23 protein-coding genes and 1 pseudogene are annotated in these 25652 nt (G+C 52.9%); 15 read left to right on the forward strand and 9 right to left on the reverse strand.

The annotated features are described in order from the left end of the window. Positions 1 to 32 precede the first annotated feature (32 nt). The 7 genes from SPG90_RS00225 to SPG90_RS00255 are packed head-to-tail and all read left to right on the forward strand — an operon-like array spanning position 33 to position 6253. A complete protein-coding gene (locus tag SPG90_RS00225; RefSeq protein ID WP_080337285.1) occupies positions 33 to 2540 on the forward strand; it encodes an outer membrane usher protein in 2508 nt (835 codons plus the stop codon). A gap of 41 nt (positions 2541 to 2581) precedes the next feature. Beyond that, on the forward strand, positions 2582 to 3337 hold the full coding sequence (locus tag SPG90_RS00230; RefSeq protein ID WP_126302991.1) for a fimbria/pilus periplasmic chaperone: 756 nt from the start codon (positions 2582 to 2584) through the stop codon (positions 3335 to 3337). 23 nt (positions 3338 to 3360) lie between these two features. After that, the gene (locus tag SPG90_RS00235; protein WP_126302975.1) at positions 3361 to 3942 is read left to right on the forward strand and encodes a fimbrial protein; all 582 of its coding nucleotides are present in this window, start codon (positions 3361 to 3363) and stop codon (positions 3940 to 3942) included. 9 nt (positions 3943 to 3951) lie between these two features. Continuing rightward, a complete protein-coding gene (locus tag SPG90_RS00240; RefSeq protein ID WP_047174793.1) occupies positions 3952 to 4446 on the forward strand; it encodes a fimbrial protein in 495 nt (164 codons plus the stop codon). Beyond that, positions 4443 to 4925: a fimbrial protein gene (locus SPG90_RS00245; protein ID WP_052686485.1), complete on the forward strand. Its 483-nt coding sequence runs from the start codon at positions 4443 to 4445 to the stop codon at positions 4923 to 4925. Before SPG90_RS00240 ends, SPG90_RS00245 begins: the two co-directional genes overlap by 4 nt. Before the next feature lie 11 nt (positions 4926 to 4936). Continuing rightward, positions 4937 to 5464 (forward strand): fimbrial protein, encoded by a 528-nt coding sequence (locus SPG90_RS00250; protein ID WP_080337283.1) that lies wholly within the window; start codon positions 4937 to 4939, stop codon positions 5462 to 5464. Between the two features lie 18 nt (positions 5465 to 5482). After that, positions 5483 to 6253 carry a hypothetical protein gene (locus SPG90_RS00255; RefSeq protein WP_239631969.1) on the forward strand — a complete coding sequence of 257 codons (771 nt, stop codon included), beginning with the start codon at positions 5483 to 5485 and terminating at the stop codon, positions 6251 to 6253. Between the two features lie 579 nt (positions 6254 to 6832). Here SPG90_RS00255 and catA read toward each other — a convergent pair. From catA to SPG90_RS00290, 7 genes are all read right to left on the reverse strand, one after another. After that, positions 6833 to 7510 carry a type A chloramphenicol O-acetyltransferase gene (gene catA / locus SPG90_RS00260; protein WP_047174790.1) on the reverse strand — a complete coding sequence of 226 codons (678 nt, stop codon included), beginning with the start codon at positions 7508 to 7510 and terminating at the stop codon, positions 6833 to 6835. A gap of 63 nt (positions 7511 to 7573) precedes the next feature. Next, entirely contained in the window at positions 7574 to 9505 is a 1932-nt protein-coding gene (locus tag SPG90_RS00265; RefSeq protein WP_045400568.1) for a putative bifunctional diguanylate cyclase/phosphodiesterase, read from the reverse strand. Positions 9506 to 9522: 17 nt separating this feature from the next. Next, the gene (locus tag SPG90_RS00270; protein ID WP_045356353.1) at positions 9523 to 10017 is read right to left on the reverse strand and encodes a molybdopterin-dependent oxidoreductase; all 495 of its coding nucleotides are present in this window, start codon (positions 10015 to 10017) and stop codon (positions 9523 to 9525) included. Positions 10018 to 10417: 400 nt separating this feature from the next. Continuing rightward, positions 10418 to 11005 (reverse strand): cytochrome b, encoded by a 588-nt coding sequence (locus SPG90_RS00275; RefSeq protein ID WP_045400572.1) that lies wholly within the window; start codon positions 11003 to 11005, stop codon positions 10418 to 10420. Next, positions 11002 to 12075 carry a catalase family peroxidase gene (locus SPG90_RS00280; protein WP_322407815.1) on the reverse strand — a complete coding sequence of 358 codons (1074 nt, stop codon included), beginning with the start codon at positions 12073 to 12075 and terminating at the stop codon, positions 11002 to 11004. Before SPG90_RS00280 ends, SPG90_RS00275 begins: the two co-directional genes overlap by 4 nt. Positions 12076 to 12237: 162 nt before the next feature. Continuing rightward, on the reverse strand, positions 12238 to 12849 hold the full coding sequence (locus tag SPG90_RS00285; RefSeq protein ID WP_322407817.1) for a flavin reductase family protein: 612 nt from the start codon (positions 12847 to 12849) through the stop codon (positions 12238 to 12240). Positions 12850 to 13065: 216 nt separating this feature from the next. After that, positions 13066 to 14271, reverse strand: coding sequence for an L-dopachrome tautomerase-related protein (locus SPG90_RS00290; RefSeq protein WP_163353490.1), 1206 nt, complete (start codon positions 14269 to 14271; stop codon positions 13066 to 13068). Positions 14272 to 14380: 109 nt separating this feature from the next. On the opposite strand from SPG90_RS00290, the gene SPG90_RS00295 reads away from it, so the two are divergent. Both SPG90_RS00295 and SPG90_RS00300 read left to right on the forward strand, forming a co-directional pair. Further along, on the forward strand, positions 14381 to 15280 hold the full coding sequence (locus tag SPG90_RS00295; RefSeq protein WP_174259806.1) for a LysR family transcriptional regulator: 900 nt from the start codon (positions 14381 to 14383) through the stop codon (positions 15278 to 15280). Between the two features lie 16 nt (positions 15281 to 15296). Continuing rightward, positions 15297 to 15806 (forward strand): hypothetical protein, encoded by a 510-nt coding sequence (locus tag SPG90_RS00300; RefSeq protein ID WP_322407818.1) that lies wholly within the window; start codon positions 15297 to 15299, stop codon positions 15804 to 15806. Between the two features lie 31 nt (positions 15807 to 15837). Here the strand turns inward: SPG90_RS00300 and SPG90_RS00305 are convergent, their stop codons facing one another. Next, a complete protein-coding gene (locus SPG90_RS00305) occupies positions 15838 to 17622 on the reverse strand; it encodes a sensor domain-containing diguanylate cyclase (RefSeq protein WP_047174785.1) in 1785 nt (594 codons plus the stop codon). A gap of 119 nt (positions 17623 to 17741) precedes the next feature. After that, positions 17742 to 18851 (reverse strand): AI-2E family transporter, encoded by a 1110-nt coding sequence (locus SPG90_RS00310; RefSeq protein ID WP_047174784.1) that lies wholly within the window; start codon positions 18849 to 18851, stop codon positions 17742 to 17744. 363 nt (positions 18852 to 19214) lie between these two features. On the opposite strand from SPG90_RS00310, the gene mmuP reads away from it, so the two are divergent. The 6 genes and pseudogenes from mmuP to tauD all read left to right on the forward strand — a co-directional run bounded on the left by mmuP (position 19215) and on the right by tauD (position 25616). Then, positions 19215 to 20615, forward strand: coding sequence for an S-methylmethionine permease (gene mmuP / locus SPG90_RS00315; RefSeq protein ID WP_001194698.1), 1401 nt, complete (start codon positions 19215 to 19217; stop codon positions 20613 to 20615). Then, a complete protein-coding gene (mmuM, locus tag SPG90_RS00320) occupies positions 20602 to 21534 on the forward strand; it encodes a homocysteine S-methyltransferase (protein ID WP_045356365.1) in 933 nt (310 codons plus the stop codon). The genes mmuP and mmuM overlap by 14 nt, the downstream gene beginning before the upstream one ends. Before the next feature lie 667 nt (positions 21535 to 22201). Further along, a complete protein-coding gene (tauA, locus tag SPG90_RS00325) occupies positions 22202 to 23164 on the forward strand; it encodes a taurine ABC transporter substrate-binding protein (protein WP_126302967.1) in 963 nt (320 codons plus the stop codon). 10 nt (positions 23165 to 23174) lie between these two features. Next, positions 23175 to 23942, forward strand: coding sequence for a taurine ABC transporter ATP-binding subunit (gene tauB, locus SPG90_RS00330; RefSeq protein ID WP_126302966.1), 768 nt, complete (start codon positions 23175 to 23177; stop codon positions 23940 to 23942). Further along, positions 23939 to 24768 (forward strand): annotated as a pseudogene (gene tauC / locus SPG90_RS00335) (taurine ABC transporter permease TauC). Before tauB ends, tauC begins: the two are co-directional and overlap by 4 nt. Next, the gene (tauD, locus tag SPG90_RS00340) at positions 24765 to 25616 is read left to right on the forward strand and encodes a taurine dioxygenase (RefSeq protein ID WP_001547743.1); all 852 of its coding nucleotides are present in this window, start codon (positions 24765 to 24767) and stop codon (positions 25614 to 25616) included. The pseudogene tauC and the gene tauD overlap by 4 nt, the downstream one beginning before the upstream one ends. Positions 25617 to 25652 lie beyond the last annotated feature (36 nt).

A 25652-nucleotide genomic window follows, 5' to 3' on the forward strand; every position in this document is an offset into this window, starting at 1 on the left:
TATTTGACTGTCAGGTTACTGGTGTGGCGGATATGATTTACAGAAAGATAAATAATAATCTTGTTAAAAGGTCGGCAAAGTGGACAGTATTGACCGCATGTGTCTTTATAAATTTTCACGGGAACGTAAAAGCTGCGGGTGATATTCAGTTTAATACTGATGTGCTAGATATTAAAGATAAAGAAAATATCGATCTAAGCCACTTCGCAAAACGTGGTTATATCATGCCTGGGGATTATATATTTAAAATTAAAATTAATGAGAACGAACTGGAAGAGCAGTCGATATCGGTTTATCCCGATGGCGAGGATGGCAAGGATTCGAAAGCGTGTTTTAAACCTGAAGTGGTAAAGAAACTTGGCTTTAAAGAAGACAGCGCAAAAGCATTTACCTCCTGGCACAACAGTCAGTGCGTGGACATTACGGCCCTGAAAGGTGTGGAGGTGAACCCAGATCTGAGTTCCGGGGTACTGACCATCAGCGTCCCGCAGGCTTATCTGGAATACACCGATGATAACTGGGTGCCGAGCAGCATGTGGGATGAGGGGGTACCCGGCCTGTTGGCCGACTATAACCTCAATGCTCAGACCCGTCAGAACTCGCACGGCAGTGACGAGAACAGTGTCTCCGGTAACGGTACCTTCGGTGCCAATATGGGAGCATGGCGTGCGCGTGCGGACTGGCAAACTAATTATGACGATCACTCCGGTGAAGATAACGGTTCTGGTCAGAAACAGTGGACTTGGAGTCGGGTATATCTCTACCGAGCACTGACCGCCTTGAAAGCAAAGCTGACGTTGGGTGAGGACTACCTCAATTCGGATCTGTTCGATAGCTTCCGCTTTACCGGGGCCAGCGTGATTTCTGATGACAACATGCTGCCACCAAACCTGCGTGGTTATGCGCCAGAGGTGACCGGCGTCGCGAAAACCAATGCCAAAGTGACTATTTCCCAGCAGGGACGAGTGATTTATGAAACTCAGGTGGCGGCTGGGCCGTTTGCCATACAGGATCTGAATAATGCGGTTTCTGGCATGCTTGACGTGCGGGTACAGGAGCAGGATGGTTCAGTGCAGGAATTTAAGGTTAGCACAGCCAGCATTCCCTATCTGACCCGTCCGGGCAGCGTGCGCTACAAGGTGTTTGCCGGAAAACCGACGAGTTACGATCACAGCACTGAAGGCGAAACCTTTGGTTCGGGCGAATTCTCTTGGGGGGTCAGCAACGGCTGGTCCTTATATGGAGGGATGGTAAGCAGCAGCGATTACCTTTCCGTGGCGGCGGGTATTGGCCGTGATTTGCTGATACTGGGTGCTCTCTCATTTGATGTAACGCGCTCAGACACAAAGCTGGAAGACCAAGATCGACATGGACAGTCATACCGGGTCAGTTATTCGAAACGCTTTGATGATACCGGTAGCCAGGTGACTTTCGCGGGTTATCGCTTCTCCGAGAAAGATTACATGAGCTTCAATGACTATCTGAATTACACGACGAGTCACGATGACTTTATGCAGAGTCGAGAGATGTACACAATGACCTTCAGCCAGCAGTTTAAGTCATTGGGGCTTTCCGCATACCTGAACTATTCGCATCAGACTTACTGGAATAACCCAGCAGAAGATCGCTATAACCTATCGCTCTCGCGTTACTTCGACATCGGTAAATGGAAAAACATTAACGGTTCACTGACGGCTTATCGCAATAAATTTAACGGTGAAAATGATGATGGTATGTACCTGTCTCTTTCCGTGCCATGGGGAGACTCCGGTTCGATCAGTTATAACGGCTCAGTAAACGGCGACAGCAATACCCATAATCTGGCGTATTTTGACCACCTTAAAAATGGTGATAACTACCGTATTGCCGCAGGTGGCAGTAATGATGGCGGCACGCTTAGTGGTTACTACGATCATTCTGGGGATGTGGCCGATGTTACCGCCAACGTCGATTACCAGCAGAACCAGTACACTTCTGCCGGTCTATCTCTGCGTGGAGGGGTGACGGCAACATCGCATGGTGCGGCACTGCACCGAGCGAACAACCTGGGGGGGACTCGCGTGATGGTGGATACCGGTGACGCCACAGACATTCCGGTACAGGGTTACAGTGACAGCACTCGTACTAACCGCTTCGGCAAGGCGGTAATCACTGAAGTCAGCGATTATAACAAAAATAACCTGAGCATCGATATTAATGACTTGCCGGATAACGCCGAAGTTTCTTCCTCGGTGGTGCAGGCCACGCTGACCGAGGGGGCGATTGGCTACCGTAAATTCAACGTGATCTCCGGAGAAAAGGCAATGGGAGTTATTCGTCTGGCCGATGGCAGTTTCCCGCCGTTTGGTGCCAGCGTACAGAACTCTGATAAACAGGAAATTGGGATCGTCAACGACGAAGGTCAGACGTATCTCTCCGGCCTTAAGCCGGGCGCAAAACTGGATGTGAGCTGGGATGGAAAAGTACAGTGCACCGTTACCGTCCCGGAGAAATTAACAGGACTGAACCAGAACGGAAATCTGTTACTGCCGTGCCAATGAGTGACGGCGCTGAAATCATTAAATGAGTGAACAAAATGAAAATGTTAAACCGTAAAAATGCACTTTCCGTTCTTGCTATCACCCTGACTGGCCTGATGACCGCACAACAGGCCAGTGCTGCTATCGCGCTTGACCGCACCCGCGTAATTGTAAACGGCGGCGAGAAATCGGTCAGTCTCAACATCAGCAACGAGAACAAAAATCTGCCATACCTTGCTCAGGGTTGGATTGAGGATTCTAAGGGTAACAAGGTCACCTCACCGCTGACCGTACTGCCACCTGTGCAGCGCGTGGAAGCGGGCGAAAAAAGTCAGGTTAAAGTGCAAACCACTCCTGCGCTAAGCTCGTTGCCGCAGGACAGGGAATCCCTGTTTTATTTCAACCTGCGAGAAATCCCTCCGCGCAGCAACAAGCCGAACACTCTGCAGATTGCACTGCAGACCCGCATCAAGTTGTTCTATCGCCCGTCGGGCATTGCGCTGGATAAAACTCAGGCCGCAAAGGGGGACTGGGTAGAGAAAGTGACCCTGACCCGCAAGGGGGATCGGTATGTGCTGAACAACCCCACCCCGTACTACCTGACGATTGTTGAAGGGCGCCCGTCTGCAAAAGGAAATCCGGTCAGTTTCCAGCCGGTCATGGTAGCTCCAAAAACAGAGAGCGCTATTGAGGCAGCTGCCAGTGCGCTGGGTAACACGCCAGTGCTGACCTATGTGAATGACTACGGTGGACGACCGCAAATTCAGTTTACCTGCAATGGTGCTAGTTGCACTGCTAGTCTGCTGAAAGACAAGTAACCACCGGCTAAAGGAAGAACATAATGAATGGAATGACTAAAACTATGCTGCTCACTAGCCTGTTACTGGCCGTAGCCTGTACTGCAAGTGCAGAAAACGAAAAACCTCTGGTGGATACGGGAACGTTGTTTGTCCATGGTGACCTACTGGAGAACACCTGCAGGATGGTGATGGACTCGGCCTGGCAGGATGTGGATCTCGGCAGCATCAGTCACGCGGACGTAAACCAGGTCGGTAAAGCTGCTGCGCCGGTAAAAGTGAACATCTATCTGCATGATTGCCCTGAATTGGCGAACTGGAGCACCAATATAACGCCTATGACAACCACCATCAGCGCTTTACAGCCACCTTATAAGGCGCGTTTTATGGCGGTGCAGGATGATGACAATCCGGCGCTGATTAAAGTAATGGGGGCATCCGGTATCGGCCTCCGCCTGCGCGATAGCCAGGGGAAATCGGTAATGCTATCACGCAATAGTGACAGCATACTTTTGAACCCGGGCCAGAACCAGGTGACCTTCACCCTGCAGCCTGAACGCACCGCAGCTCCGTTCGTTGCCGGTCCGTATCATGCGCTGGTTAATTTCAGCATGATTTATCAGTAGGGAGGGGCTATGAAACTGCATAGACTGGCAATAGCTATTCTGGTGGGGGGGGTGATATGCAATACCGCACTTGCTGATGATACTTCCATCAATGTCACTGTAAAAGTTACTGTTATGGCGGGACCTTGCACGATCAATGATAACCAGACTATCGATGTAGACTTCGGCGATGGAATTATTACCACCGATGTGTCGAGAGGAGTGATAGAAAAGGATGTTAACTATACATTGAATTGTGCGAATGCTGATGAGAGCAAAACTCTTGTGATGCGAATCAATGGTTCTGGCACAACTTTCGACGATAAGTTGCTTAAAACAAGTATTCCGGAACTGGGCATAAAAATAAAAGCTGACGGGATTGACTATCCAGTAAACACGGACCTGGTGATGACAACCTCTTCCACTAAACCAGCACTAAAAGCGCTGCTCGTGCAGCAATCTGGCACGCATCTGCCGACTGGCGACTTCACTGCGGCTGCAACCATGACGGTAGATTATCAGTGAAACAATTAATGAAAATACTTTCCCTGGCTGCAGTGCTGCCAATCGTGGCCCAAGCCACTGACAACATGACATTCCACGGGACCCTGGTAGCACCACCATGCACTATTAACAACGGTCAGACGATTGAGGTTGCGTTTGGTAATAATCTTGGTATTACCAAGATTGATGGCAACAACTATAAGCAGCCGATTAATTACAGCGTGGATTGCGATGCTGATTACAGCATCAACAATCTTGCGATTATAGTCGATACTACAGCTCCTGCAGCCTTTGATACTGCTGCTGTGATGACAAACAAAACTGGTCTGGGGCTCCGTATTCTGATTGATGGTAATGCGGTAACTTTCGCAGAGCGAATCGCAGTTAGTACTCCTGCATCTCTGCCGAAAATAGAGGCAGTACCGGTTCGCGATCCTGCGGTGACTTTAACCGAAGGGGCCTTTGAGGCAACGATGACGCTTAAAGCTGACTATTTATGAGGAGCTGTAAGATGAAGCGAGTAAGGATTATTCACTTTATGATAGCAGCTATGCTGTTAGTTAACACAGCTCAGGCGGCGGACAATGTACACTTCTCTGGAGCATTAGTGTCCGAACCCTGTTCTATCCCAGACTCCGACACCGATATACATGTCGATTTTGGTTCGGTAATTATCAAATACCTTTATCAATATCAACATACTAAGAGTGAGTTGTTTACTATTCATCTTGAGAATTGCGACCCTTCAGTTATGAAAACAGTAAGTGTGACATTTGAAGGTATAGCTGATGATGAGCTAACAGATATGCTGGCGTTAGACGCTTCCGCAAGTGCACGGGGCGTTGCGATTGGTTTAGAAACAAGTAACGGGACGTCACTTGTCATTAATAAATCTAGCCCATTTACACAGTTAACTAATGGAAATAATGAATTAACATTTTCTGCATATATACAAGCAAAACCTACGGAGATTGCTAATAGTAGTCTAACACCTGGTAATATTTCAGCAGTTAGTACATTTATGCTAAACTATCAATAAATCTCAGAGATGTTTTTAATGAAACGAGCACTATATTTATTAATCAATCTGATTGTTTTTTCAGTAAGCGCAAGTGAGTATCCTGTAGTTATTCCGACTAAGTCCGTTGATGAACCTTATGGGGTTAAGGATATCTATTTCAAAACTATTACAACAAATATTGGTCCTGCTTCTGAACAAATAGTTCCTTCCGGATACATGGTGACGTTATGGGCTCGCGAAGAAGTAAATTATAAAGATGTAGTAAGTTTTTTGGCTAATGGTATTATTGCTGACGGCTCACATACAATTGGAGAATTGGCTATGCAGGCATATAATGATGCCCCGGCTGAATATCGTTCTGGAAATAAAACAGTGCATACGTCTCCTAATAACTGTATGGCATGGGGGGCAGCCCCCCGTGAGGATCATGTAGATTATAAATTACTAATTGCTCCCGGTGGATGTATAACAGCTCCGCCGTCAAATGCAAATTGTAAGTTTATCACGCAAGAAGTACTATTGGATCATGGTTCGCTGAGACTTACGGACGGAAATATTAGTAGCAAACAAATTTCTATTGAATGTAGCGAAACTACTGATGTGCAATTTAGTCTGCCTGGAAGTGATGAAAAATATATTTATTTAGAAGGGCAGAAAGCAGAAATAAGTATAAATGAACAACCATTAGGTTCTAAAATCACATTACCTGCTGGTGTTTCGTCTGTTAAAATACAAGATAAGTTAATTGGAAACTTTCCTGTGGGAGCATACTCGGGATCTAATGTCATAATAATGAATTTTGTATAGATAAAGCCGGGAGGCTCGCTTCCCGATTACATCAAAGGATCCGAACCATGAAGTAAATTTGTCAGTATAGTGAAATATATCTAAATATTCCTGATTATTTTATGAGTTTGGGGCGAAAGAATGCCTAAAGGAACTTCTTGTAAAATAGAAGTTCCAGTATCATTTTTTTCATGAAAATACAGTGGGCGTTGGTTAGTGTTTGATTTTTATATACGTTGCCTTTCTAAAGGCGAGATTCATTACTGTCCGTATGCTAATAAATTTCACAATATCAGCATCATTTTAGGGAGGGCAGGCATTTGATGAGAGGAATCCACTTGGTTGTTTAAGATAATGGTTATTATAGGCTATGGTCCAACTTTAAAGAGATTACACAATAAAATGAGAGGTGTTTTTTTTTGAAATAAATCATGAGGTAATAATAAACATCATTTTATTAACCAGGCTAGATGCTCTCGCTGTGAGCATGTTAAGCTCTAAGTTCAATAGGGGAATATTATAAAGAATGTCTTATAACAGTAAGCATCGGCATGGTTCGAGCGATTAGATGTCTTCGAAATAATATTAAAATTAATACGTTCAACGAGTTGGTATTGTCGGGATTATTCGTGGTGATTCACACATCTCCTGCAACTCATTGAATATTCTTGCTACATGGAAACCATCGCACACGGAGTGATGAACCTGAACGGCGAGAGGTAACAAAACTTTTCCATCCTGTTCGTAGTATTTTCCAAACGTGAACATAGGGGCAAAGAAGTTCTTCATGTGAGCAATATTAATATTAAAGTTAGTAAACGTTACCCAGGGAATCGACGATACGAAAAAGATATTTTCCCGGGATTCTTCCTTAGGCCAGTATGAAAGGTTATTGCCATAGCGTGCAATATCTTCTGCGTACGTTTCCTGGAAGTTATTTATATTGCCGTCGAAGTGGCTCCATAATGACGAAAAGGTCTCCGTTTCAGGATGGAAAATGGTATAGCTTGGATGAATTTCATTCCATATGACAAGCTCATTATCCTTCATAGCCATACGGAATTCCGGATGTCGGTTCATGATTTTAGAAAGGAGAAATATAATCGTCGGGTAAAACTTCCAGCCGACCTCTTTGATATGTTTTCGCAGTGCGGTAATGTCGATCAAAACCGTTTGGTTAATAGTACACTCAGCAAATGACTGGAAGACTTCAAAATGCTCCTTTCTGGCCCAACGAGATAAATCAACAGGCGTATATTTTGGGGCTGTTTTTTTCATTTTTTAACCTTTTATTATCAATCACCTGAAGGGTTTTGGGCCAGAAACAACCGGAGAACCATTTCAACCGTATCTAATCTTCCTGTCAATCTCAGCCTGTGGTTTTCCGAACAGGTATCCCTGCACGAGATCGCAGCCAAGAGCCTGAAGACGCTCAAGCTGCGCTTCGGTTTCAACACCTTCCGCAATGACCCGCATATTGAGGCTCTTTGCCATGCCGGTTATCAATTTAACGATATTAAGGGCGTCATCCTGCGTGGATATCGGGTTCACAAAGGATTTGTCGATTTTAATTTTATCAAAATTCAGTTCACTCAGCCGTGAGAGCGACGAATAACCCGTCCCGAAATCATCGATTGAAATTTTTACACCCAGCGTTCTTAGCTTTTTGAGAATAGTGATCGGCGTATTGCTGTCACTGAAGAGCGAAGACTCCGTAACCTCTAATTCAAGACGGTTTGCCGGAAGTCCTGTCTCCTTCAGGATGGACTGTACCATCGCCGTAAAGGATTTCGTGCCCAGCTGAACGGGTGAGACGTTAACAGAGATCCTTGCCGGAACCGTCCAGGAGACCGCTTCCCGGCAGGCAAGCTCAAGCACATTTTTGCCAATCTGATTGATCATCCCCGTTTTTTCAGCGACAGAGATAAAGTAATCAGGTGAAAGTATCCCCTTAACCGGGTGTATCCAGCGAATAAGCGCTTCGTAGCCGTAAATTTCATTGCTGAATGAATCGACAATAGGCTGGTAATAAACAACGAATTCATGGTTATCGATCGCCAGTGCCATATCATGTTCAAGGGTTCTGCTTTCCTGTAACTTTTGCAGCATCCACTGACGGAAAACTTTTATCTGCTGTGAACCCTCTTTTTTGGCTTCGTAGAGCGCCAGATCGGCAAATTTATAAAGATAATCAGAGCGCCGTTCATTATCAGATAAAACAATACCCACACAGGTGGCGATTTTTATCAGCTGGTTATTAATCGTATAGGGCTGGCTGATATGTTCGCTGATTTCTTTGGCACGCGAAACGGCTGCTGCTTCAGTGAGGCCGCTGGAAAGCAGTGCAAACTCGTCTCCGCCCAAACGGTAAAACGTATCAGTGGCGCTGCTCATTGAGGTGAGGCGTCTGGATACCTGATTCAACAGCAAATCTCCGGCATCATGGCCATAGGTATCGTTGACCTCCTTGAACCGGTCTAAATCAAATAGCATTACCGTGACAGGGGTGTGGTTTTTATCGGCCTGAAGATTAATTTTGTTAAGATCGTCCCAGAAGAAAAGACGGTTTTTCATGCCGGTGAGGGAGTCATGATAAACATCATACTCCAGCTTTGAGTTCTGAATTTGCAGCGTTTCTTTTGATATCTGAAGCTCGTCAGCAAGGCTTTTAACCTGCATGTGCGCTTTGAGAATGTTTTTATTCTGGTAGATCATTAAGAAACCCAGAATAAAGCTTAATATCACTAGTAATAATGAAAGTACCGAATAAATATAGTAAAGGATCTGTATTTTATGGTTGGATTCATTAACCGTGTTAATATCTTTCGTAAGTGCCGTTGCAGAAAGTTGGCTCAGCGGCGCGTCGAGATCGTGCATATTTGTCAGGTATGCCTGTAACTCTGGATGGCTCATTTTTTCAAGATGACTATCCAGATAGCTCAGTATTTTCTCTAAGCGAAAAGCGAGTTCCTGATGCGCTTTATCGCTGTCAATATAGCGACCTAAATCTCCCCCTTTCATTAAATCGCTCTGGCTTAGCATAATTTCAAGACGCATGCGGACCTGGTCTATCGTAACGTCATCGGTATCGGTTGCGTATAGACCAAGCCATGATTCAAAACGGTAATACTCTGATACCAGTTGTGCCACGGACCAGGACTCAGTGTATTGAGTCAGTTTTTGCAATTCCTGCTGTCGATCGTAAACAAGAAATGCAATATATCCTGTCGTGATAAAAAGAGAAAAAATGATACCAACCAGTATCCTGTTCATTATGTTCTCCTGAACGACTACTCAATCTTCATTTTGCTAACCTGCCATGCTGAACGCGAGTAATAAATTTGATTATTCAACTCAGGAAGACTGTCATAGGGGTATACAATGAATGATGGGCCTTTATCGCGAATGCGCATATATTCGCCATTGATCTTTAAGGCAAGTATGGCATTGTATTTTTTAAAGTCGCTGAGAGGGATCACGGTAGAGTAATCATTGAGCGCAATAACATTAACATTAGTTCCCTTCGCACCCACATAATCCATGAGTTTATTCATGGGAACACCCTCAAACTTCGTGCGACCGTTATACCAGGGAGATGTCGTCTCAAAACTCACCACACCCAGTTTTTCAAGGCTGGCGAGATCAAACACTGCTTTTCCATTTTCATTGGTATTTTCTATATTACCGTAAATCGTTAAAATGGGTTTACCAACTGGTTTTGGCAGTTCGCCAGCCCAGGTTACACTTTGTACGAGACAGCATAACAGCAGTAGGGTTAATCGCATTTTGACCTCCACCTTTTTAACATAAGTATAAGAATTATAATTTAGATATCACACGAGTTGATATATTTTGTTGGGGAGTAAGGGGTTTTATCGTTTTTGTTGAGGTAAACTCATTTTAATCAATGAGTTAGGCGTTGCGGATGACAGAGAGTTTGATACTCGAGCGACGCTTAACTTTTTGATAAAAGCTAAAATTATGGGCACAAATGCTCTTCTGTTTAAAAAATAATCGCTTTAATTGATTGATATTAACTTCCACGACAATTTTTGGATGTCCGTGGCTTTTTGGGGCGCGAATCTGGAGACTAAATACGCGTCCCGGTTGTGTCTGTAGCTTCAGGATGACGATGATATGTGAGGACTCGAACATTCCGATTGTGCTTGTCCCGCATCGCTTTACTTACTTCAGGTCATCCTGGATGGTTGACGCCGACTTACCCCCTCTCGCCATGCTGGAAAACACTTCGTCCCGGTAGATCCACGCATGAACGAGTGCGGCAGAGAGATGGACCAGCACCACAGCAAAAAGCAACTTTGCCAGAAGGCTATGGGCGTCGTGACACCAGGCATACAGCGCTGGGCTGGTCGGGACAATCGCCGGCAGGTTGACGCCATCAAACATCACAATCGGCAGGCCCGCTGCCGACAGTTGCGCCCAGCCCAGCAGTGGCATTGCCAGCATTAACCCATACAACATCCAATGTGATGCCTTTGCGGCAAGCACCTGCCAGACGGGCAAATCGGGAGGTAGTGGAGGCGTCCGGCTAAGGAGCCGGTTGACCAGACGCACCACTGCCAGCAGTAAAATGGCGATACCCAGCGGCCGGTGCAGGTCGATTAACCAAATCCGGTGATGTAACGACGTCATCATCGCGGCACCGATGAAAAGCATCGCCAGGATCATCCCCGCCATCAGCCAGTGCAGGCTTCGCGCCAGGATATTGAAATGCTGCGGCGCGTGCTCTCGTATATTTTTATTCGGGCTCATTTTACCTCCTGCTTTTGCACGGCTTCAGTGGCCTTGCCGTAGCCGATTTCCCGCTCGCGGCGACTGAAAGAGTGGGAGTAGGCTGCGGAGCGGGCGTTTAAGATGGGATCATCAGACACCGCAACGCCTGCAGGAACGACAGAAGGATCAAAGTTAACGTCGCGGCACGCGCCTGTGGATTGTGCTTCGACCCGCGTCACTTCCAGCGTGCCGGCCACCACCTGCTTGCGATCCTCCGGCCATGGCTGGGAAGGATCATCCACCGGATCGCCCGGCTGTGCGAGCTGCAAAACGTAATCCCAGTAGAGTGGCTTCTGCGCCAGACGCTGACGCAGGTTTTCAAACAGGAAGTTGTCATCGGCTTTCTGTCGTTGTTCAGCGCTCATCGAAAGGAAAGGCTCGTGCGGACGCATCATCCAGCGAACGGCTTGACGATCCCCCTGCGCGTTCACAAGGTAAAAGGCGTTAATGCTGTAAAACGTCGCGCCCGCGAAGCTGCCGGGCGCGGGTTTTTGTGTCGCCCATTTAAGGTATTTCTCCGCCTCCGGGTACGCTTTTAAAAAGTCTTTGAGACGCTGCGGGTCCGGTTTTCCGGTGGCCGCATCAACAGCCGTGGCTTTTCGCAAGGCCAGAAAACCTTCCGGGCTGTGGGTGGCGAAGAAAGGCTCGTTGTTCATCGCCATTCGCCATTGTTGCTTGTCATCTGTCTTCAGCAGCAGCGCCATACTCAGGGTTTTGGTCGTACTATCCGGGGCATGCGGATCGCCGGTACCAATAGAGAATCGGCCCACCACGGGCACTTCCTGCTGTGAGAAGAGGCGGGAGGTTGAAAGAGAATCCGCCGAGCCGTTTGGCGTAAAGGTGCCGGTAAAGCAGATGCCTTTTCCATGCGCGCGACGAAAACCTGGCGGGAAGGGTTTCGGTGTTTCACCCACCAGTGCCTGGCTGACCGTGCGTGACCCAAACCAGCCCGCCGTCCATGCAAAAGCAGAAGCCAGCGTACTGGCGACAACGGCGATAGCTGCCAGCGCCCCCCAGGTTTTTTTGGACCTCAAATCCAGTTTCGACATAGACGTTTTTCCGGAACAAAATATCTTCACCTGTCATGCGCAACGTATTGCGCGTGACAGGTGTTAATACAGTGGCGAATATGGATCGAGTATAAGAACTAAGGGGCGTAAAGAAAGAATATCACGAAAAGTTTAAACCTTTCCGCAGTCAAAAAGACCGGGTTACTCATCGTGTCGGAAATTTTGACCGAGTCGATTACCCAGCGTGAAATAGTGGCGAAACAGGTAATAGAGGGGACTCCATTTCTCCACGTTAAATTTCACCCCTCTCTGAGTACGAATTAATAATGCCTCAGAAACGTGGACGCAGGTTATCGCGGCATCAACGGACACCAGGTTCCCCTGTGAACCTGTCAGGGGCGCTATACCGCAAACCCGAGCCTCTATTTGTACAGGACACTCTTTAATTCTCAATGAGTTAATCGTTACTGCCTTTTCTTTATGGAAATTTCCGCAGCTAAACTTATCCGGTTCAAAAACATATCCCATCTTTTTCTTCCATTCCGGTGGGGATGCTTTTCCCGTTTTATTTGCGATAGCTTCAATATTCGGCCAGAGCCTGCTGTCCGGAATGTTCAGAACAATATCGGGGTTGCCCGTGATATTTTCATAACACTTTCCGGAGGCGCCAAGCCCGAATACGATATTCCGGTCAAGGATCCACCACGAGGAGACCGGGCTCAGGTTGGTTGAACCGTCAGGATTTTGGCTGGAGATAATGGCGACCGGTGTACCAAAATATAAAGAAGCAAAATCGACCTGCTGGGTTTTCATTTTATCATCCTCTGATTAACGAAGGCCCAGTCTACGTTGTGCAAACGTGCGTTACTTCGGTGAAGCGTGAAGTAAAATGCGGCTCACGGAATATCCAGGAGCGCAATGTTAACCGCTTCTTCCTGAGCAGGGGGAAGACACCACGTTCAGCCTTTAAGGAAATAAGATCGTGTAAAATCAGGAGCCCCATATGCTGGGCTCCTGGTTTATTTGCCCTTATTTTTGTAAAGCATCGAGACGCAAGCGCCACAAATCATAGCGTTCCTCTCCCGGTTTAACGGCTCCCGCGAAGTGGTCACTGAGGCGACTCGAGGTAAATACAAGGTCTCCGTTCGGACGGATTGCCGGCGTGTCTGGCCAGCGCACCTCTTCGCTTGCCGCAATCAGCGGCATGGAAAGGGTCTTAGGGTCGTATCTGACGATACCATTGCGTGTGACATCGGTAATGTAGAGGTTACCTTTTTCATCTGTCACCATACCGTCGGTGTTGCCTCCCACTCTGCCCAGATCGCGGATCTGTTCGGCGATTTGCACATCGGTTGAAGCTGGCTGTCTGAGTATTGCGGTCGGTACCGCATACGCACGCGTGCCGGTTGTCACTGTCCAGTACAGCGTGTTCGCATCGGGAGAAAGTGCAATGCCATTGATGCCAATCAGCAATGGTTTACCCGGCCATACTTCAGCCCCGTGCGAGACAACGTTAACGCCAGGTTCAATCTGCAGCGCAGGGTGACGATCGAGTACGCGTCGTGCCCTACCGGTGGCGAAGTCCACGACAATCACGCCCACACGGTTTTCCGGCGCACTCCGCGAGCCGCTGTCGGAGATATAGGCGACACGGCGGTTCTCATCGACCACCACATCATTAAGGAAGCTGGCCTTGCGGTCCGCTACGCCATCCAGGGCGATACGTTTGATGGTGCGGCCAGAGTGGAGATCCAGTACAAGCAGTTTCTGCGCCCCCACGGGGGATTCTGTTTCGCCTGCAACAAACCCCATGTCCAGCGCCCATAGCCAGCCGTTTTTACGGTCAACATAAAAACCGAGCACGTTGCGCAGGCTCTTAGCAGGATCGGTGTTTACCGCATTCCCCTCGCGGGAGGGAAACGCCGTCAGGCGGGCAGGGCCAGACTGCGCAGTGGTATCAAGAATGCTTAATGTCGCGGGAGCCGCAGCTGAAACCAGCCGGGGCGTGCTGACAAAGGCCCGGTCCATTGCATCAAAGTGGATACCCGCAATAGGGGCATTGACCGAACCGGAAAACGTCGCCGGTATCTTTCCGTCTTGAGCGGAATCCCAGCTCACGCCGGCGTAGCTTCGCCAGCGCTCCAGAGGCGGGTTATTCGCCGCGTTGACTACACTCGGGAAAGTAAACAATGCCGCCAATGCGATGGCGGGCAGAATAAGGGGGCGGTTGAACATTGAAAGTCTCCAGTGGCACGTTCAGGTGATGAATGTAGGCCACTTTACTCATCGCCCAACGGGAGATAAATTAGCCAAATTGAAAAAGATTTGTTCCTGAGAGAGCAAAATGAGCCGAAAATTCGATTACCTCGGAGACGTTGAAGTCTTCATTGCTGTTGTTGAACATGGCTCTTTTACTGCCGCAGCGGTTGCCCTTTCAACCACTCCTTCGGTACTGAGTCGCGCGGTCACCCGCCTGGAAGCGCGTCTTGGAAGGCAGCTGTTACAGCGCACGACCCGCCGGGTGGGGCCGACTGAAGCAGGGCGCGTCTATCTTGAGCAGGCGCGCTCCGCGTTTTCTCTGCTTGATGACGCCGAACGCGATGGACGCGGTCAGGAGGGGGATCTGACCGGTCGCGTGAAAATGAGTGTCCCGACGACCTATGCCCACTACCGCCTGCCGCCGCTGCTGGCACGCTTTACCCAACACTACCCGCGCGTTCAGGTTGAATTGAACATCACCAATCGCAACGTTGACCTGATCGCGGAGGGGTTCGATCTGACGATCCGTCTGGGACAGTTGCCTGACAGCGGGCTTGTGGGGCGAAAGCTGGAAGACGCGGCATTGCTTCTGGTCGCCTCCCCGGACTACCTGCATCGAAGAGGGAAACCTCAGACGCTGGAGGAGTTGCAGCGCCATCAGTGCCTGCCGTTTATCATGCCGCGTACCGGTCGCATTGCCCCCTGGGTATTTCGGGATGAAGGGCGCGATATTGACTGGTTGCCGGGGTCAACCATCGAAATATCAGACGATGTACTCGGCGTGGTTTCGCTCGCGGAGCAGGGGATGGGGATCTGCCAGAGCTATGAATTTATCGTCCAGGACAGAATACAGCGTGGCCAGTTAGTTGAGGTGTTGCCACAACTCCGGGGACGGTCGCGACCTTTCTCCGTGCTGTTCGCACCGCACCGACGTCAGTCGGCAGCCACCCGGGCAATGATTGACCTTCTGACCCGGCAAGAATGAGAAGGACGAGTCCCCCATGAAAAAAGCGCATTTTTCCTTTTGGATCCCTCTTATCGCGGGCGGGATAGCACTGATATCGGGTTTTGTGGTCTGGTCAGTCAACATTTACCGCGTGACATACCTTTCGATCCGCGGGGAGCAGTACCTTGTCTGTGGGGCGTTGCTGCTGGCGCTGGTGCCGATGGTCTATTTCATCAGAAAGGGGAGACTGAAAGGTAAGCGCCTTGCTGACGCGGTGAAAATCTACCTCGGCTTCATTATTTGCAGCCTGCCGGGTGCCATGTTCGTGGTCTTTACAGCGGCCTGGCTGCTGGAGGGGGACTATTCGGCCTGGAGCAAACCTTACCGGTATGAGTCCAGTACCCGCCACAGCTGCTCGGGTGCGGAAGTCTACGAGCCGGAATTAAAGAAGGAGATCCGCATCTGTAACCCGCAGGGTAACGTTTATTCCGATACCATCCTGTATGTGGAAAAGCGGAGCAATGCCCTGGGGATTGTGGTGCTCTGGGCTATCACGCGCGCCTGAACCGGGGAAAGTCAGGGCGCGAGAATAAGCGTCAGCCCGCCTCCAGCATCCCAAAGCTCACAATCCGCGCGCGGCCCAGCTCTTTCGCCCGGTACAAGGCCACATCCGCGGCGCGCAGCAGGTTGTCAGTCTGGGCATGTTGCGGGTAGCTGGCAATGCCAATCGACACGTCCACCGGCCCAATCTCGGTCAGCCCGTAGCGAATCGACAGCTCATGTACGCCGGTGTAAATCTTCTGCGCGCAGGCGTGCGCCTCTGGTTCATCGGCACCGGGAAGCAGCACCAGAAACTCCTCGCCCCCGTAGCGGAATGCGAGTCCGTTGTCATGGGCAGCCCGCTGGACAATTGACGCCACGCTTTTAATCACCTGATCGCCCGCTTCATGGCCGAAGCGGTCGTTGATGCTCTTGAAGTGATCGATGTCGATCATCATGCAGCTTAACGGCTCGCCGGTGCGCAACGCCTGTGCCGTTTGGGTTTGCAGGGTATCTTCCAGATGATGACGATTACGCAGGCCGGTGAGCGGGTCGAACAAGGCTTTTTCCAGCAACGCGTCGCGCAGACGCTGGTTGGCCAGCGCCAGACCGAGCGCTTCGGCCATAAGTTCCAGATAGGCGCGGGAAGGGGCGTTATCCGCCGTAATATTCTGGAAGGAGAGCAGGCCAATGGCCTCGCCCTGGGCGATAAGCGGCACGCACAGCGAACTATCCGCCTGGGGGGCCGGAAGATGATAGCAGGCGATATCCGGCTCACCGTTTACCGGCGGGTGGCTCTGCCCGCGACGCACGGCCCAGCACTCGTCAGGGTGGAAGCTCGTCTCTTCCCCAACCGGTGAAAGCCATTGCGCGACGCAGCGCATCTGCCACGGCTCCCGGTCAAGGACGTAAAGTCGGCCCGCGATCCCCGGTGCGATATTAGGCGCAAACAGCTCCGCCACGTTAATCACATCGTTAAAGTTCTCACACCCCTGCAGCCGCTGGGTCATGCGCGCCAGCAGCTCGCGGATGGCCCAGTCGGCATCGCGTTCTCTTTCCAGACGCTGTCGCGCCAGGCCGTTTTCGCGGAAGATGCGGATGGCCTGGGCCATATCGCCAATCTCATCAATCTGGTTGAAATTGGGCGTTTCAACCGCGTAATCCTGGGACGCCAGGCGGTGCACCACGTCGCTCAGGCGCACCACGGGACGCAGCACGCGGCGCTTCAATATAAAGCCGAGAACAAACAAGAACAGCAGGGCGGTCAGGCCGACCATCAGCTCAGACGCGGTACGCAGCGCTTTCGATTTTTTTGTCGCGTCCTGAACGGAGGCGATGACGCGTTTGTCGAGTATCTGGCGGAAGTGATCGATCTGGTTCTGCGCGCGCTCCAGCTCCTGCTCATAGGGCGCACCGTAGAGCAGCGCAACGGCCTGCGCGTCTTCTCCCTGCGCCGCGCTCGTTAGTGCCGTCTGCTGTTCGTCCTGCAGTTCATCGATTATTTTTATGCCTTCGCGCAGCAGGGACAGCTCATCATCCGATGCGCCGTTGTCCCGCAGCTTTTCAATCCCGAGTTCAACGCTCTTCAGGTTGTTTTCTGACTGGCCATATTCCTTTAGCGTTTGCGGATCTTTTTTGATGACGTAGAGGCGCGCTAAATCGGACTGTGCCCAGACATCGGTTTCGATATCTTCCGTAAGCTCATCAAAACGCTGGCGTTGTTCAACGGCCTGACGCTCGAGGGTATCAGCACTGGACGCCATCAGCATGATAATGCCGGAGGCGATGGTCAGGCAGACCGTGGCCCCATAGGCCCAGTTTGTTATCGTCGCGATTCGCACCTGATGATCCTTTTACGACATGAGTAGGATGGCGTTCTTCAAATTATAGAAATCGTCTGATTTAAGGCGAAAAAAAAGGCGGCACAGCGCCGCCTGGTGTGGTCTATATCGTCACATCCTCACAATTCTGGAGGATTTTTTCCTTCTTCGATGAAGTCGGGGTCCAGCTCTTCGGCGTTACCTTCGTGATCGCGCCCTGAGAAGAGGTTCCAGCAGGCGATAAACAGCGCGGCAATGAGCGGCCCAATCACAAAGCCGTTAATGCCGTACAGCTCCATGCCGCCGAGGGTGGAGATCAGAATCAGGTAGTCCGGCATTTTGGTGTCTTTCCCCACCAGCAGCGGGCGCAGAATATTGTCCACCAACCCGACGATAATCACGAAAAAGCCGACAATAAACAGCCCTTGCCAAAGCTGATGGGTGGCGAACAGGAAGATGGCGGCGGGAACCCAGACAATCGCCGAGCCGATGGCGGGCACCAGCGAGAGGAAGGCCATCAGCGCGCCCCAGAGCACGCTGCCGTCAATACCGGCAATCGCAAACGCAATCCCACCGAGGATGCCCTGAACCACCGCCACCGCCGCCGTACCTTTTACCGTGGCACGCGACACGCCGACGAATTTGGCGAACAGGTGTTGCTTGGCGAAATCAGACAGCGGCAGGGAGTCGAGGATCTGGCGTACCAGATACGGGCCGTCTTTCAGCAGGAAGAACAGCAGATAAAGCATGATGCCGAAGCTAATCGCAAAGCCAAACGTCCCCTTGCCAATCAGGAACGCGCTGCCGGCAAGATATTGCCCGCCCTGCAGGGCGACATCGGAGAGTTTTTTCTGGATCTGCGCGGCGTTGGTCAGGTTGTGATCCGCCAGGAAGCCGCTGGCCCAGTCAGGCAGATGGTTGAAGATGCTTGCCACCACTTCCGGGAACTGGGTGTTGTTCTCCTGAAGCTTCGTATAAACCACGTTCAGCTCAATGGCGAGCGAGGAGAGGATCACCATCAGCGGTATAAAGACGATCAGGCAGATAATACCGAGGGTCAACAGCGAGGCAAGCCCGTTGCGATCCCCCAGCGCGGTGCGCAGCCTGTTTTTTACCGGGTTGAAGATGACGGTCAGAATGGCGGCCCAGAGTATCGCGGAGAAGTAGGGCGACAGCACGTCGAAGAAGGCCCAGGTCACAAGGGCAAGAATAAAGATAAAGAAACCTTTGGTCAGTCCGTTAAAGCGCATCAGTCAGTCCTGGTTACTAAGAAACTGTGTCGACTATAGAACTGATTGTGAGAATTACCAACCTTGCGCCGGGTAGCGACTGCGCCTTAACCGTCCTGCGGGCAGTGTTGCGGTATGAATCCGCTCTTCGCGGATACCACTTTCGACTGACCGAAGATCGCCTTTTCCCGCACCATGCTGTAAGTATCTGCTTGCGGAGGTGCTTATGGCCTGGCGTCCGATTCTCTATGTGATCCTCACGACCCACCCCAGACTCAGCGCGAGGCGTGCCCGTTTGCGTCTGGTCATCTAGCTTTTTATTAACAATCGCGGTATAACACACCTTCTTTGGATGTTTAGATGTCCATACGTATAGAAGGTAATATGCAAACACAACAAGAAAATGGGCAGCTTAAACGCACCATGAAAACACGCCACCTGATTATGCTCTCGCTGGGTGGCGTGATTGGGACAGGGTTATTCTTCAATACCGGATACATCATTTCAACCACCGGGGCGGCGGGCACGCTGCTGGCGTACCTGATAGGCGCGCTGGTGGTCTGGCTGGTGATGCAGTGTCTGGGCGAGCTTTCCGTGGCGATGCCGGAAACCGGCGCGTTCCACGTCTATGCCGCCCGCTATCTTGGCCCGGCGACGGGCTACACCGTGGCGTGGCTCTACTGGCTCACCTGGACGGTGGCGCTCGGCTCCAGCTTTACCGCCGCCGGGTTCTGCATGCAGTACTGGTTCCCGCAGGTGCCCGTCTGGGCCTGGTGCGTGGTCTTCTGCGTGGTGATTTTTGGCCTGAACGTCATCTCTACGCGCTTCTTTGCGGAAGGCGAATTCTGGTTCTCTCTGGTCAAAGTCATCACCATTATCGCCTTTATTATTCTTGGCGGCGCGGCGGTCTTTGGCTTTATCCCTATGCAGGACGGTTCACCCGCGCCGGGCTTAAGCAACATCACCGCCGAGGGCTGGTTCCCGCATGGCGGCCTGCCGATCCTGATGACCATGGTGGCGGTGAACTTTGCCTTCTCCGGTACCGAGCTCATCGGCATCGCGGCGGGGGAAACGGAAAATCCGCACAAGGTGATTCCGGTTGCGATCCGCACCACCATTGCGCGCCTGATTATCTTCTTTATCGGCACCGTGTTTGTGCTGGCGGCGCTGATCCCGATGCAGCAGGCGGGCGTGGAAAAGAGCCCGTTCGTGCTGGTGTTTGAAAAGGTCGGTATTCCTTACGCGGCGGATATTTTTAACTTTGTGATCCTGACGGCGATCCTCTCGGCGGCGAACTCGGGCCTGTACGCTTCCGGGCGCATGCTGTGGTCGCTGTCGAATGAGAAAACGCTGCCGCGCTGCTTTGCCCGCGTGAACAAAAACGGCGTGCCGCTGACGGCGCTCTCGGTCTCTATGCTCGGCGGCGTGCTGGCGCTGTTCTCCAGCGTCGTGGCCCCGGACACGGTGTTTGTCGCGCTCTCGGCGATTTCTGGCTTTGCGGTGGTGGCGGTGTGGATCAGCATCTGCGCGTCGCACTTCGTTTTCCGCCGCCGTCATCTGCAGTCCGGTCAGCCGCTCTCTGCGCTGCAGTATCGTGCGCCGTGGTATCCGCTGGTGCCGGTGCTTGGTTTTATCCTCTGCGTGGTGGCCTGTGTCGGCCTGTGGTTTGACCCGAGCCAGCGCATTGCCCTTTATTGCGGGCTTCCGTTTGTCGCCCTGTGTTATGGTGCGTACTACCTGACCCGAAATATGACATCGCAGGAGCCTGAACATGTCGCAGAATAACCCGCTTACCGCCATCCTTGAAAAACAGCCGTTTGTGGTGCTGGATGGCGCGATGGCGACGGAGCTGGAAGCGCGCGGCTGTAACCTGGCAGACAGCCTCTGGTCAGCCAAAGTGCTGGTGGAAAACCCGGAACTCATTCGCGAAGTGCATCTCGATTACTACCGCGCGGGCGCGCAGGTGGCGATCACCGCCAGCTATCAGGCCACGCCTGCGGGGTTTGCGGCGCGCGGCCTGGACGAAGCGCAGTCCCGCGCGCTAATCGGTAAAAGCGTGGAGCTGGCGCGCAAGGCGCGCGAAGCGTATCTGGCTGAAAATCCGCACGCGGGCACGCTGCTGGTGGCGGGCTCCGTTGGGCCGTACGGCGCCTATCTGGCGGATGGCTCAGAGTATCGCGGCGACTACGTGCGTAGCGCCGGGGAGTTTACGGCCTTCCATCGCCCGCGCGTGGAAGCGCTGCTGGATGCGGGCGCTGACCTGCTGGCCTGCGAAACGCTTCCCTCGTTTACCGAGATTAAGGCGCTGGCGGCGCTTCTGGCCGAGTACCCCCGCGCCCGGGCGTGGTTCTCCTTTACCCTGCGGGACAGTGAACACCTGAGCGACGGTACGCCGCTGCGTGAGGTGGTCAGCGCGCTGGCAAACTCTCCGCAGATTGTCGCGCTGGGCATTAACTGCATCGCACTGGAAAACACTACGGCGGCGCTGAAGCATCTGCAAAGCCTGACGTCGCTGCCGCTGGTGGTCTATCCGAACTCGGGCGAGCATTATGATGCGGTCACCAAAACCTGGCACCACCACGGCGAAGCGTGCGAGACGCTGGCGGGGTATCTACCGCAGTGGCTGGAGGCTGGGGCCAAATTAATCGGTGGATGCTGTCGCACCACGCCGAAAGATATTGCTGAGCTGAACGCGCAGCGCTGAGTGCTTTGCCGGGTGGCGGCTACGCCTTACCCGGCCTACATCTAAGGTTTCGTGCGCCTGATGCCCTCACCCTGACCCTCTCCCACGGGGCTGAGGGACCCCCACATAATAATACCTCCACGGACGGCTCCCTCTCCCTCAAGGGAGAGGGAGAGGGGGAACATACGGCTGTGGTGGTCATTCCGTTCACTTCATGTTCCTTGCTACTTTGTAACGACATTGCCTGTGAACGTGCCAGGGTGGCTCAGTCGCCACCACCCTGGCGACCCGGGCTCCCGGCGGTAAATCGCCGCTTCGCGGTGCCCTCAGCTTATTCCTTCAGGCTATCGGGTCGGGCATGAGCCTGCATTCATGCAGGCCACGCCCTCTCGGCGCATCCCTGCGCCTCGCCCCGGCCTTACGGAAACGCTTCGGCGATTTACAGCCGGACCAGGGCATCGCTGTAAGCCATTCACTTTCCTGAAACCACATGCATCACTTCAGGTGAAAAAATTACTGGGTAACCCCCCGCCCACGGGGAGAGGGAAAAAACGAACCGCACAAAATTCGCTATCCTTTCCCGCTTTTTATCTAAAAACGAATCGTTATGAGCGATTCATTTTTATTCCTTTATCAAAATTCCCGCGCCGGAAATACTGCCCTCATAACAACAAGGGGAGCAGGCACTATGGCAATTTCATCGCGAATCACACTTCTCGGCGCACTGGCGCTGTGGGCATTTCAGGCGCAGGCGGTGGACGTCACCGTCGCGTATCAAACCTCTGCGGAACCGGCGAAAGTCGCGCAGTCGGACAACACCTTTGCGAAAGAGAGCGGCGCGAAAGTCGACTGGCGCAAGTTCGACAGCGGCGCATCCGTGGTGCGTGCGTTAGCCTCCGGCGACGTGCAGATCGGCAATATCGGATCCAGCCCGCTGGCGGTGGCGGCCAGCCAGCAGGTGCCGATCGAGGTTTTCCTGCTCGCCTCGCAGCTCGGTAACTCAGAAGCGCTGGTAGTGAAGAAAAACATCACTAAACCGGAAGATCTGATCGGCAAACGCATCGCCGTGCCGTTTATCTCCACAACCCACTACAGCCTGCTGGCGGCGCTCAAACACTGGGGCATCAAGCCGGGTCAGGTACAAATCATCAACCTGCAGCCGCCGGCGATTATCGCGGCCTGGCAGCGCGGGGATATTGACGGGGCTTACGTCTGGGCACCGGCAGTGAACGAACTCGAAAAAGACGGCACCGTGCTGACCGACTCAGAAAAAGTGGGCCAGTGGGGCGCGCCAACCCTCGACGTGTGGGTCGTGCGCAAAGACTTCGCCGAGAAACATCCTGAGGTGGTGAAAGCCTTCGCCAAAAGCGCGATTGATGCCCAGCAGCCGTACATCTCTAACCCGGATGAATGGCTGAAGCAGCCCGCCAACCTGGAAAAACTTTCCCGCCTGAGCGGCGTGCCGGAAGCGGACGTGCCGGGGCTGGTGAAAGGCAATACCTATCTGACCCCCGCGCAGCAGGTGCAGCAGCTGAACGGGCCGGTGAGCAAAGCGATTGTGGATACCGCCACCTTCCTGAAAGAGCAGGGCAAAGTGCCTGCGGTGGCGGCGGATTACAGCCAGTACGTGACCGATCGTTTTGTGAAATAAGGAGTCCGCCATGCTGAATATTACGAACCTGTACGCCGATTACGGCGGGAAACCCGCGCTGGAAGATATCAACCTGACGCTGGACAGCGGTGAGCTGCTGGTGGTGCTGGGCCCGTCCGGGTGCGGAAAAACCACGCTGCTGAATCTGATCGCCGGGTTTGTCCCTTATCAGCATGGCTGCATCCAACTGGAAGGCAAAAAGGTGGAAGGCCCGGGCGCCGAGCGCGGCGTGGTCTTCCAGAACGAAGGATTGCTTCCCTGGCGCAACGTGCAGGAAAACGTGGCGTTTGGGCTACAGCTTGCGGGCGTCAATCGCGAACAGCGGCTGGAAACGGCACGGACGATGCTGAAAAAAGTGGGGCTGGAAGGGGCGGAAAAACGCTTTATCTGGCAGCTTTCCGGCGGCCAGCGGCAGCGCGTGGGTATTGCCCGCGCGCTGGCCGCGAATCCGCAGCTGTTGCTGCTGGACGAGCCGTTCGGAGCGCTCGACGCCTTCACCCGCGAGCAGATGCAAACCCTGCTGCTGCGCCTGTGGCACGATACAGGCAAGCAGGTGCTGTTGATTACCCACGATATCGAAGAGGCGGTGTTTATGGCGACGGAGCTGGTGCTGCTCTCGCCGGGGCCGGGCCGCGTGCTGGAGCGTTTGCCGCTGGATTTCGCCCGCCGCTTCGTCGCGGGAGAACCCGTGCGCAGCATCAAATCCGATCCGCTGTTTATCGAACAGCGTGAATACGTCTTAAGCCGCGTGTTTGAACAACGGGAGGCTTTCTCATGAGTATCGTCTTCAGTGAAAAAACGCGCCGCACGCGTCAGGCGCTGCGCTGGCCTTTCTCGCGCCAAATCACGTTGAGCGTCGGTACTCTGCTGGTGCTGCTGGCGGTGTGGTGGGCGGTTGCTGCCCAGCAGTGGGTCAGCCCGCTGTTTCTGCCGCCGCCGGGCCAGGTGCTGGCCAAACTCATTACCATCGCCGGGCCGCAGGGCTTTATGGATGCCACGCTCTGGCAGCATATCTTGGAGCCAGTCTGGCGCGTATTCTGGTGGCGCTGCTGGCAGCGGTAATTATCGGGATACCGGTCGGGATCGCGATGGGCTTAAGCCCGACGGTGCGCGGTATTCTCGATCCGCTGATTGAGCTTTACCGTCCGGTGCCGCCGCTGGCCTGGCTGCCGCTGGTGGTTATCTGGTTCGGCATAGGTGAAACGCCCAAAGTTTTACTCATCTATCTGGCGATCTTTGCGCCGGTTGCAATGTCAACGCTGGAAGGCGTGAAGAGCGCCCAGCAGGTGCGGATCCGCGCGGCGCAGTCGCTGGGAGCCAGCCGCACGCAGGTGCTGCTGTTCGTGATTTTACCGGGCGCGCTGCCGGAAATTTTAACCGGGCTGCGCATCGGCCTCGGCGTGGGCTGGTCCACGCTGGTGGCGGCAGAGCTGATTGCGGCCACGCGCGGCCTTGGGTTTATGGTGCAGTCGGCGGGAGAGTTCCTGGCGACTGACGTGGTGCTGGCAGGGATCGCGGCGATCGCCGCGATCGCCTTCGGATTAGAACTGGGGCTGCGCGCGTTACAGCGCCGCCTGACGCCCTGGCATGGAGAAATACAATGAGTGAACGTCTGACCATTACCCCGCTGGGGCCGTACATTGGCGCGCAGGTGTCGGGCCTGGATGTGACCCGTCCGCTGAGCGATAACCAGTTCGAGCAGCTGTACCACGCGGTGCTGCGTCATCAGGTCGTTTTCCTGCGCGAACAGGCGATCACCCCGCAGCAGCAGCGCGCGCTGGCCCTGCGCTTTGGCGATCTGCATATCCACCCCGTCTATCCGCATGCGGAAGGCGTGGAGGAGATTATCGTTCTGGACACCCACAACGATAACCCGCCGGACAACGACAACTGGCACACCGACGTGACCTTTATCGAGACGCCGCCCGCCGGGGCGATTCTGGCGGCGAAGCTGCTGCCGGAAACCGGCGGCGATACGCTGTGGACCAGCGGGATTGCGGCGTATGAGGCGCTCTCTGCGCCGTTCCGGACGCTGCTGAGCGGGTTGCGGGCGGAGCACGACTTCAAAAAATCGTTCCAGGAGTACAAGTACCGTAAAACGGAAGAGGAACATCAGCGCTGGCAGGAGGCGGTTGCGAAGCATCCTCCGCTGCTGCACCCGGTGGTGCGGACCCATCCTGTCACGGGCAAGCAGGCGCTGTTCGTGAATGAAGGGTTCACGACGCGCATCGTGGACGTGTCCGAGAAAGAGAGTGAGGCGCTGCTGGGATTCCTGTTCGCGCATATCACCAGGCCGGAGTTTCAGGTCCGCTGGCGCTGGCAGGAGAACGACCTGGCGATCTGGGATAACCGCGTAACGCAGCACTATGCCAATGCGGACTATCTGCCGCAGCGCCGGATTATGCAGCGGGCGACGATTTTGGGGGATAAGCCGTTTTATCGTGCGCCTTGATCCCCTCACCCTAACCCTCTCCCCAAAGGGGCGAGG

Source organism: Enterobacter sp. D2 (genome assembly GCF_034427575.1).
Taxonomy (GTDB): domain Bacteria; phylum Pseudomonadota; class Gammaproteobacteria; order Enterobacterales; family Enterobacteriaceae; genus Enterobacter; species Enterobacter cloacae_M.

Coding starts and splice junctions, on each gene's coding strand:
- SPG90_RS00275 (WP_045400572.1), bottom strand. CDS start 11,005: ATGAGCCCGAATAAAAATATACGAGAGCACGCGCCGCAGCATTTCAAT.
- mmuP (WP_001194698.1), top strand. CDS start 19,215: ATGCAAACACAACAAGAAAATGGGCAGCTTAAACGCACCATGAAAACA.
- SPG90_RS00270 (WP_045356353.1), bottom strand. CDS start 10,017: ATGCGATTAACCCTACTGCTGTTATGCTGTCTCGTACAAAGTGTAACC.
- SPG90_RS00250 (WP_080337283.1), top strand. CDS start 4,937: ATGAAGCGAGTAAGGATTATTCACTTTATGATAGCAGCTATGCTGTTA.
- SPG90_RS00310 (WP_047174784.1), bottom strand. CDS start 18,851: ATGCGCTTTAACGGACTGACCAAAGGTTTCTTTATCTTTATTCTTGCC.
- SPG90_RS00285 (WP_322407817.1), bottom strand. CDS start 12,849: ATGAAAACCCAGCAGGTCGATTTTGCTTCTTTATATTTTGGTACACCG.
- SPG90_RS00255 (WP_239631969.1), top strand. CDS start 5,483: ATGAAACGAGCACTATATTTATTAATCAATCTGATTGTTTTTTCAGTA.
- SPG90_RS00230 (WP_126302991.1), top strand. CDS start 2,582: ATGTTAAACCGTAAAAATGCACTTTCCGTTCTTGCTATCACCCTGACT.
- catA (WP_047174790.1), bottom strand. CDS start 7,510: ATGAAAAAAACAGCCCCAAAATATACGCCTGTTGATTTATCTCGTTGG.
- SPG90_RS00240 (WP_047174793.1), top strand. CDS start 3,952: ATGAAACTGCATAGACTGGCAATAGCTATTCTGGTGGGGGGGGTGATA.
- SPG90_RS00290 (WP_163353490.1), bottom strand. CDS start 14,271: ATGTTCAACCGCCCCCTTATTCTGCCCGCCATCGCATTGGCGGCATTG.
- SPG90_RS00265 (WP_045400568.1), bottom strand. CDS start 9,505: ATGAACAGGATACTGGTTGGTATCATTTTTTCTCTTTTTATCACGACA.
- tauA (WP_126302967.1), top strand. CDS start 22,202: ATGGCAATTTCATCGCGAATCACACTTCTCGGCGCACTGGCGCTGTGG.
- mmuM (WP_045356365.1), top strand. CDS start 20,602: ATGTCGCAGAATAACCCGCTTACCGCCATCCTTGAAAAACAGCCGTTT.
- SPG90_RS00280 (WP_322407815.1), bottom strand. CDS start 12,075: ATGTCGAAACTGGATTTGAGGTCCAAAAAAACCTGGGGGGCGCTGGCA.
- SPG90_RS00300 (WP_322407818.1), top strand. CDS start 15,297: ATGAAAAAAGCGCATTTTTCCTTTTGGATCCCTCTTATCGCGGGCGGG.
- tauB (WP_126302966.1), top strand. CDS start 23,175: ATGCTGAATATTACGAACCTGTACGCCGATTACGGCGGGAAACCCGCG.
- tauD (WP_001547743.1), top strand. CDS start 24,765: ATGAGTGAACGTCTGACCATTACCCCGCTGGGGCCGTACATTGGCGCG.
- SPG90_RS00295 (WP_174259806.1), top strand. CDS start 14,381: ATGAGCCGAAAATTCGATTACCTCGGAGACGTTGAAGTCTTCATTGCT.
- SPG90_RS00235 (WP_126302975.1), top strand. CDS start 3,361: ATGAATGGAATGACTAAAACTATGCTGCTCACTAGCCTGTTACTGGCC.
- SPG90_RS00225 (WP_080337285.1), top strand. CDS start 33: ATGATTTACAGAAAGATAAATAATAATCTTGTTAAAAGGTCGGCAAAG.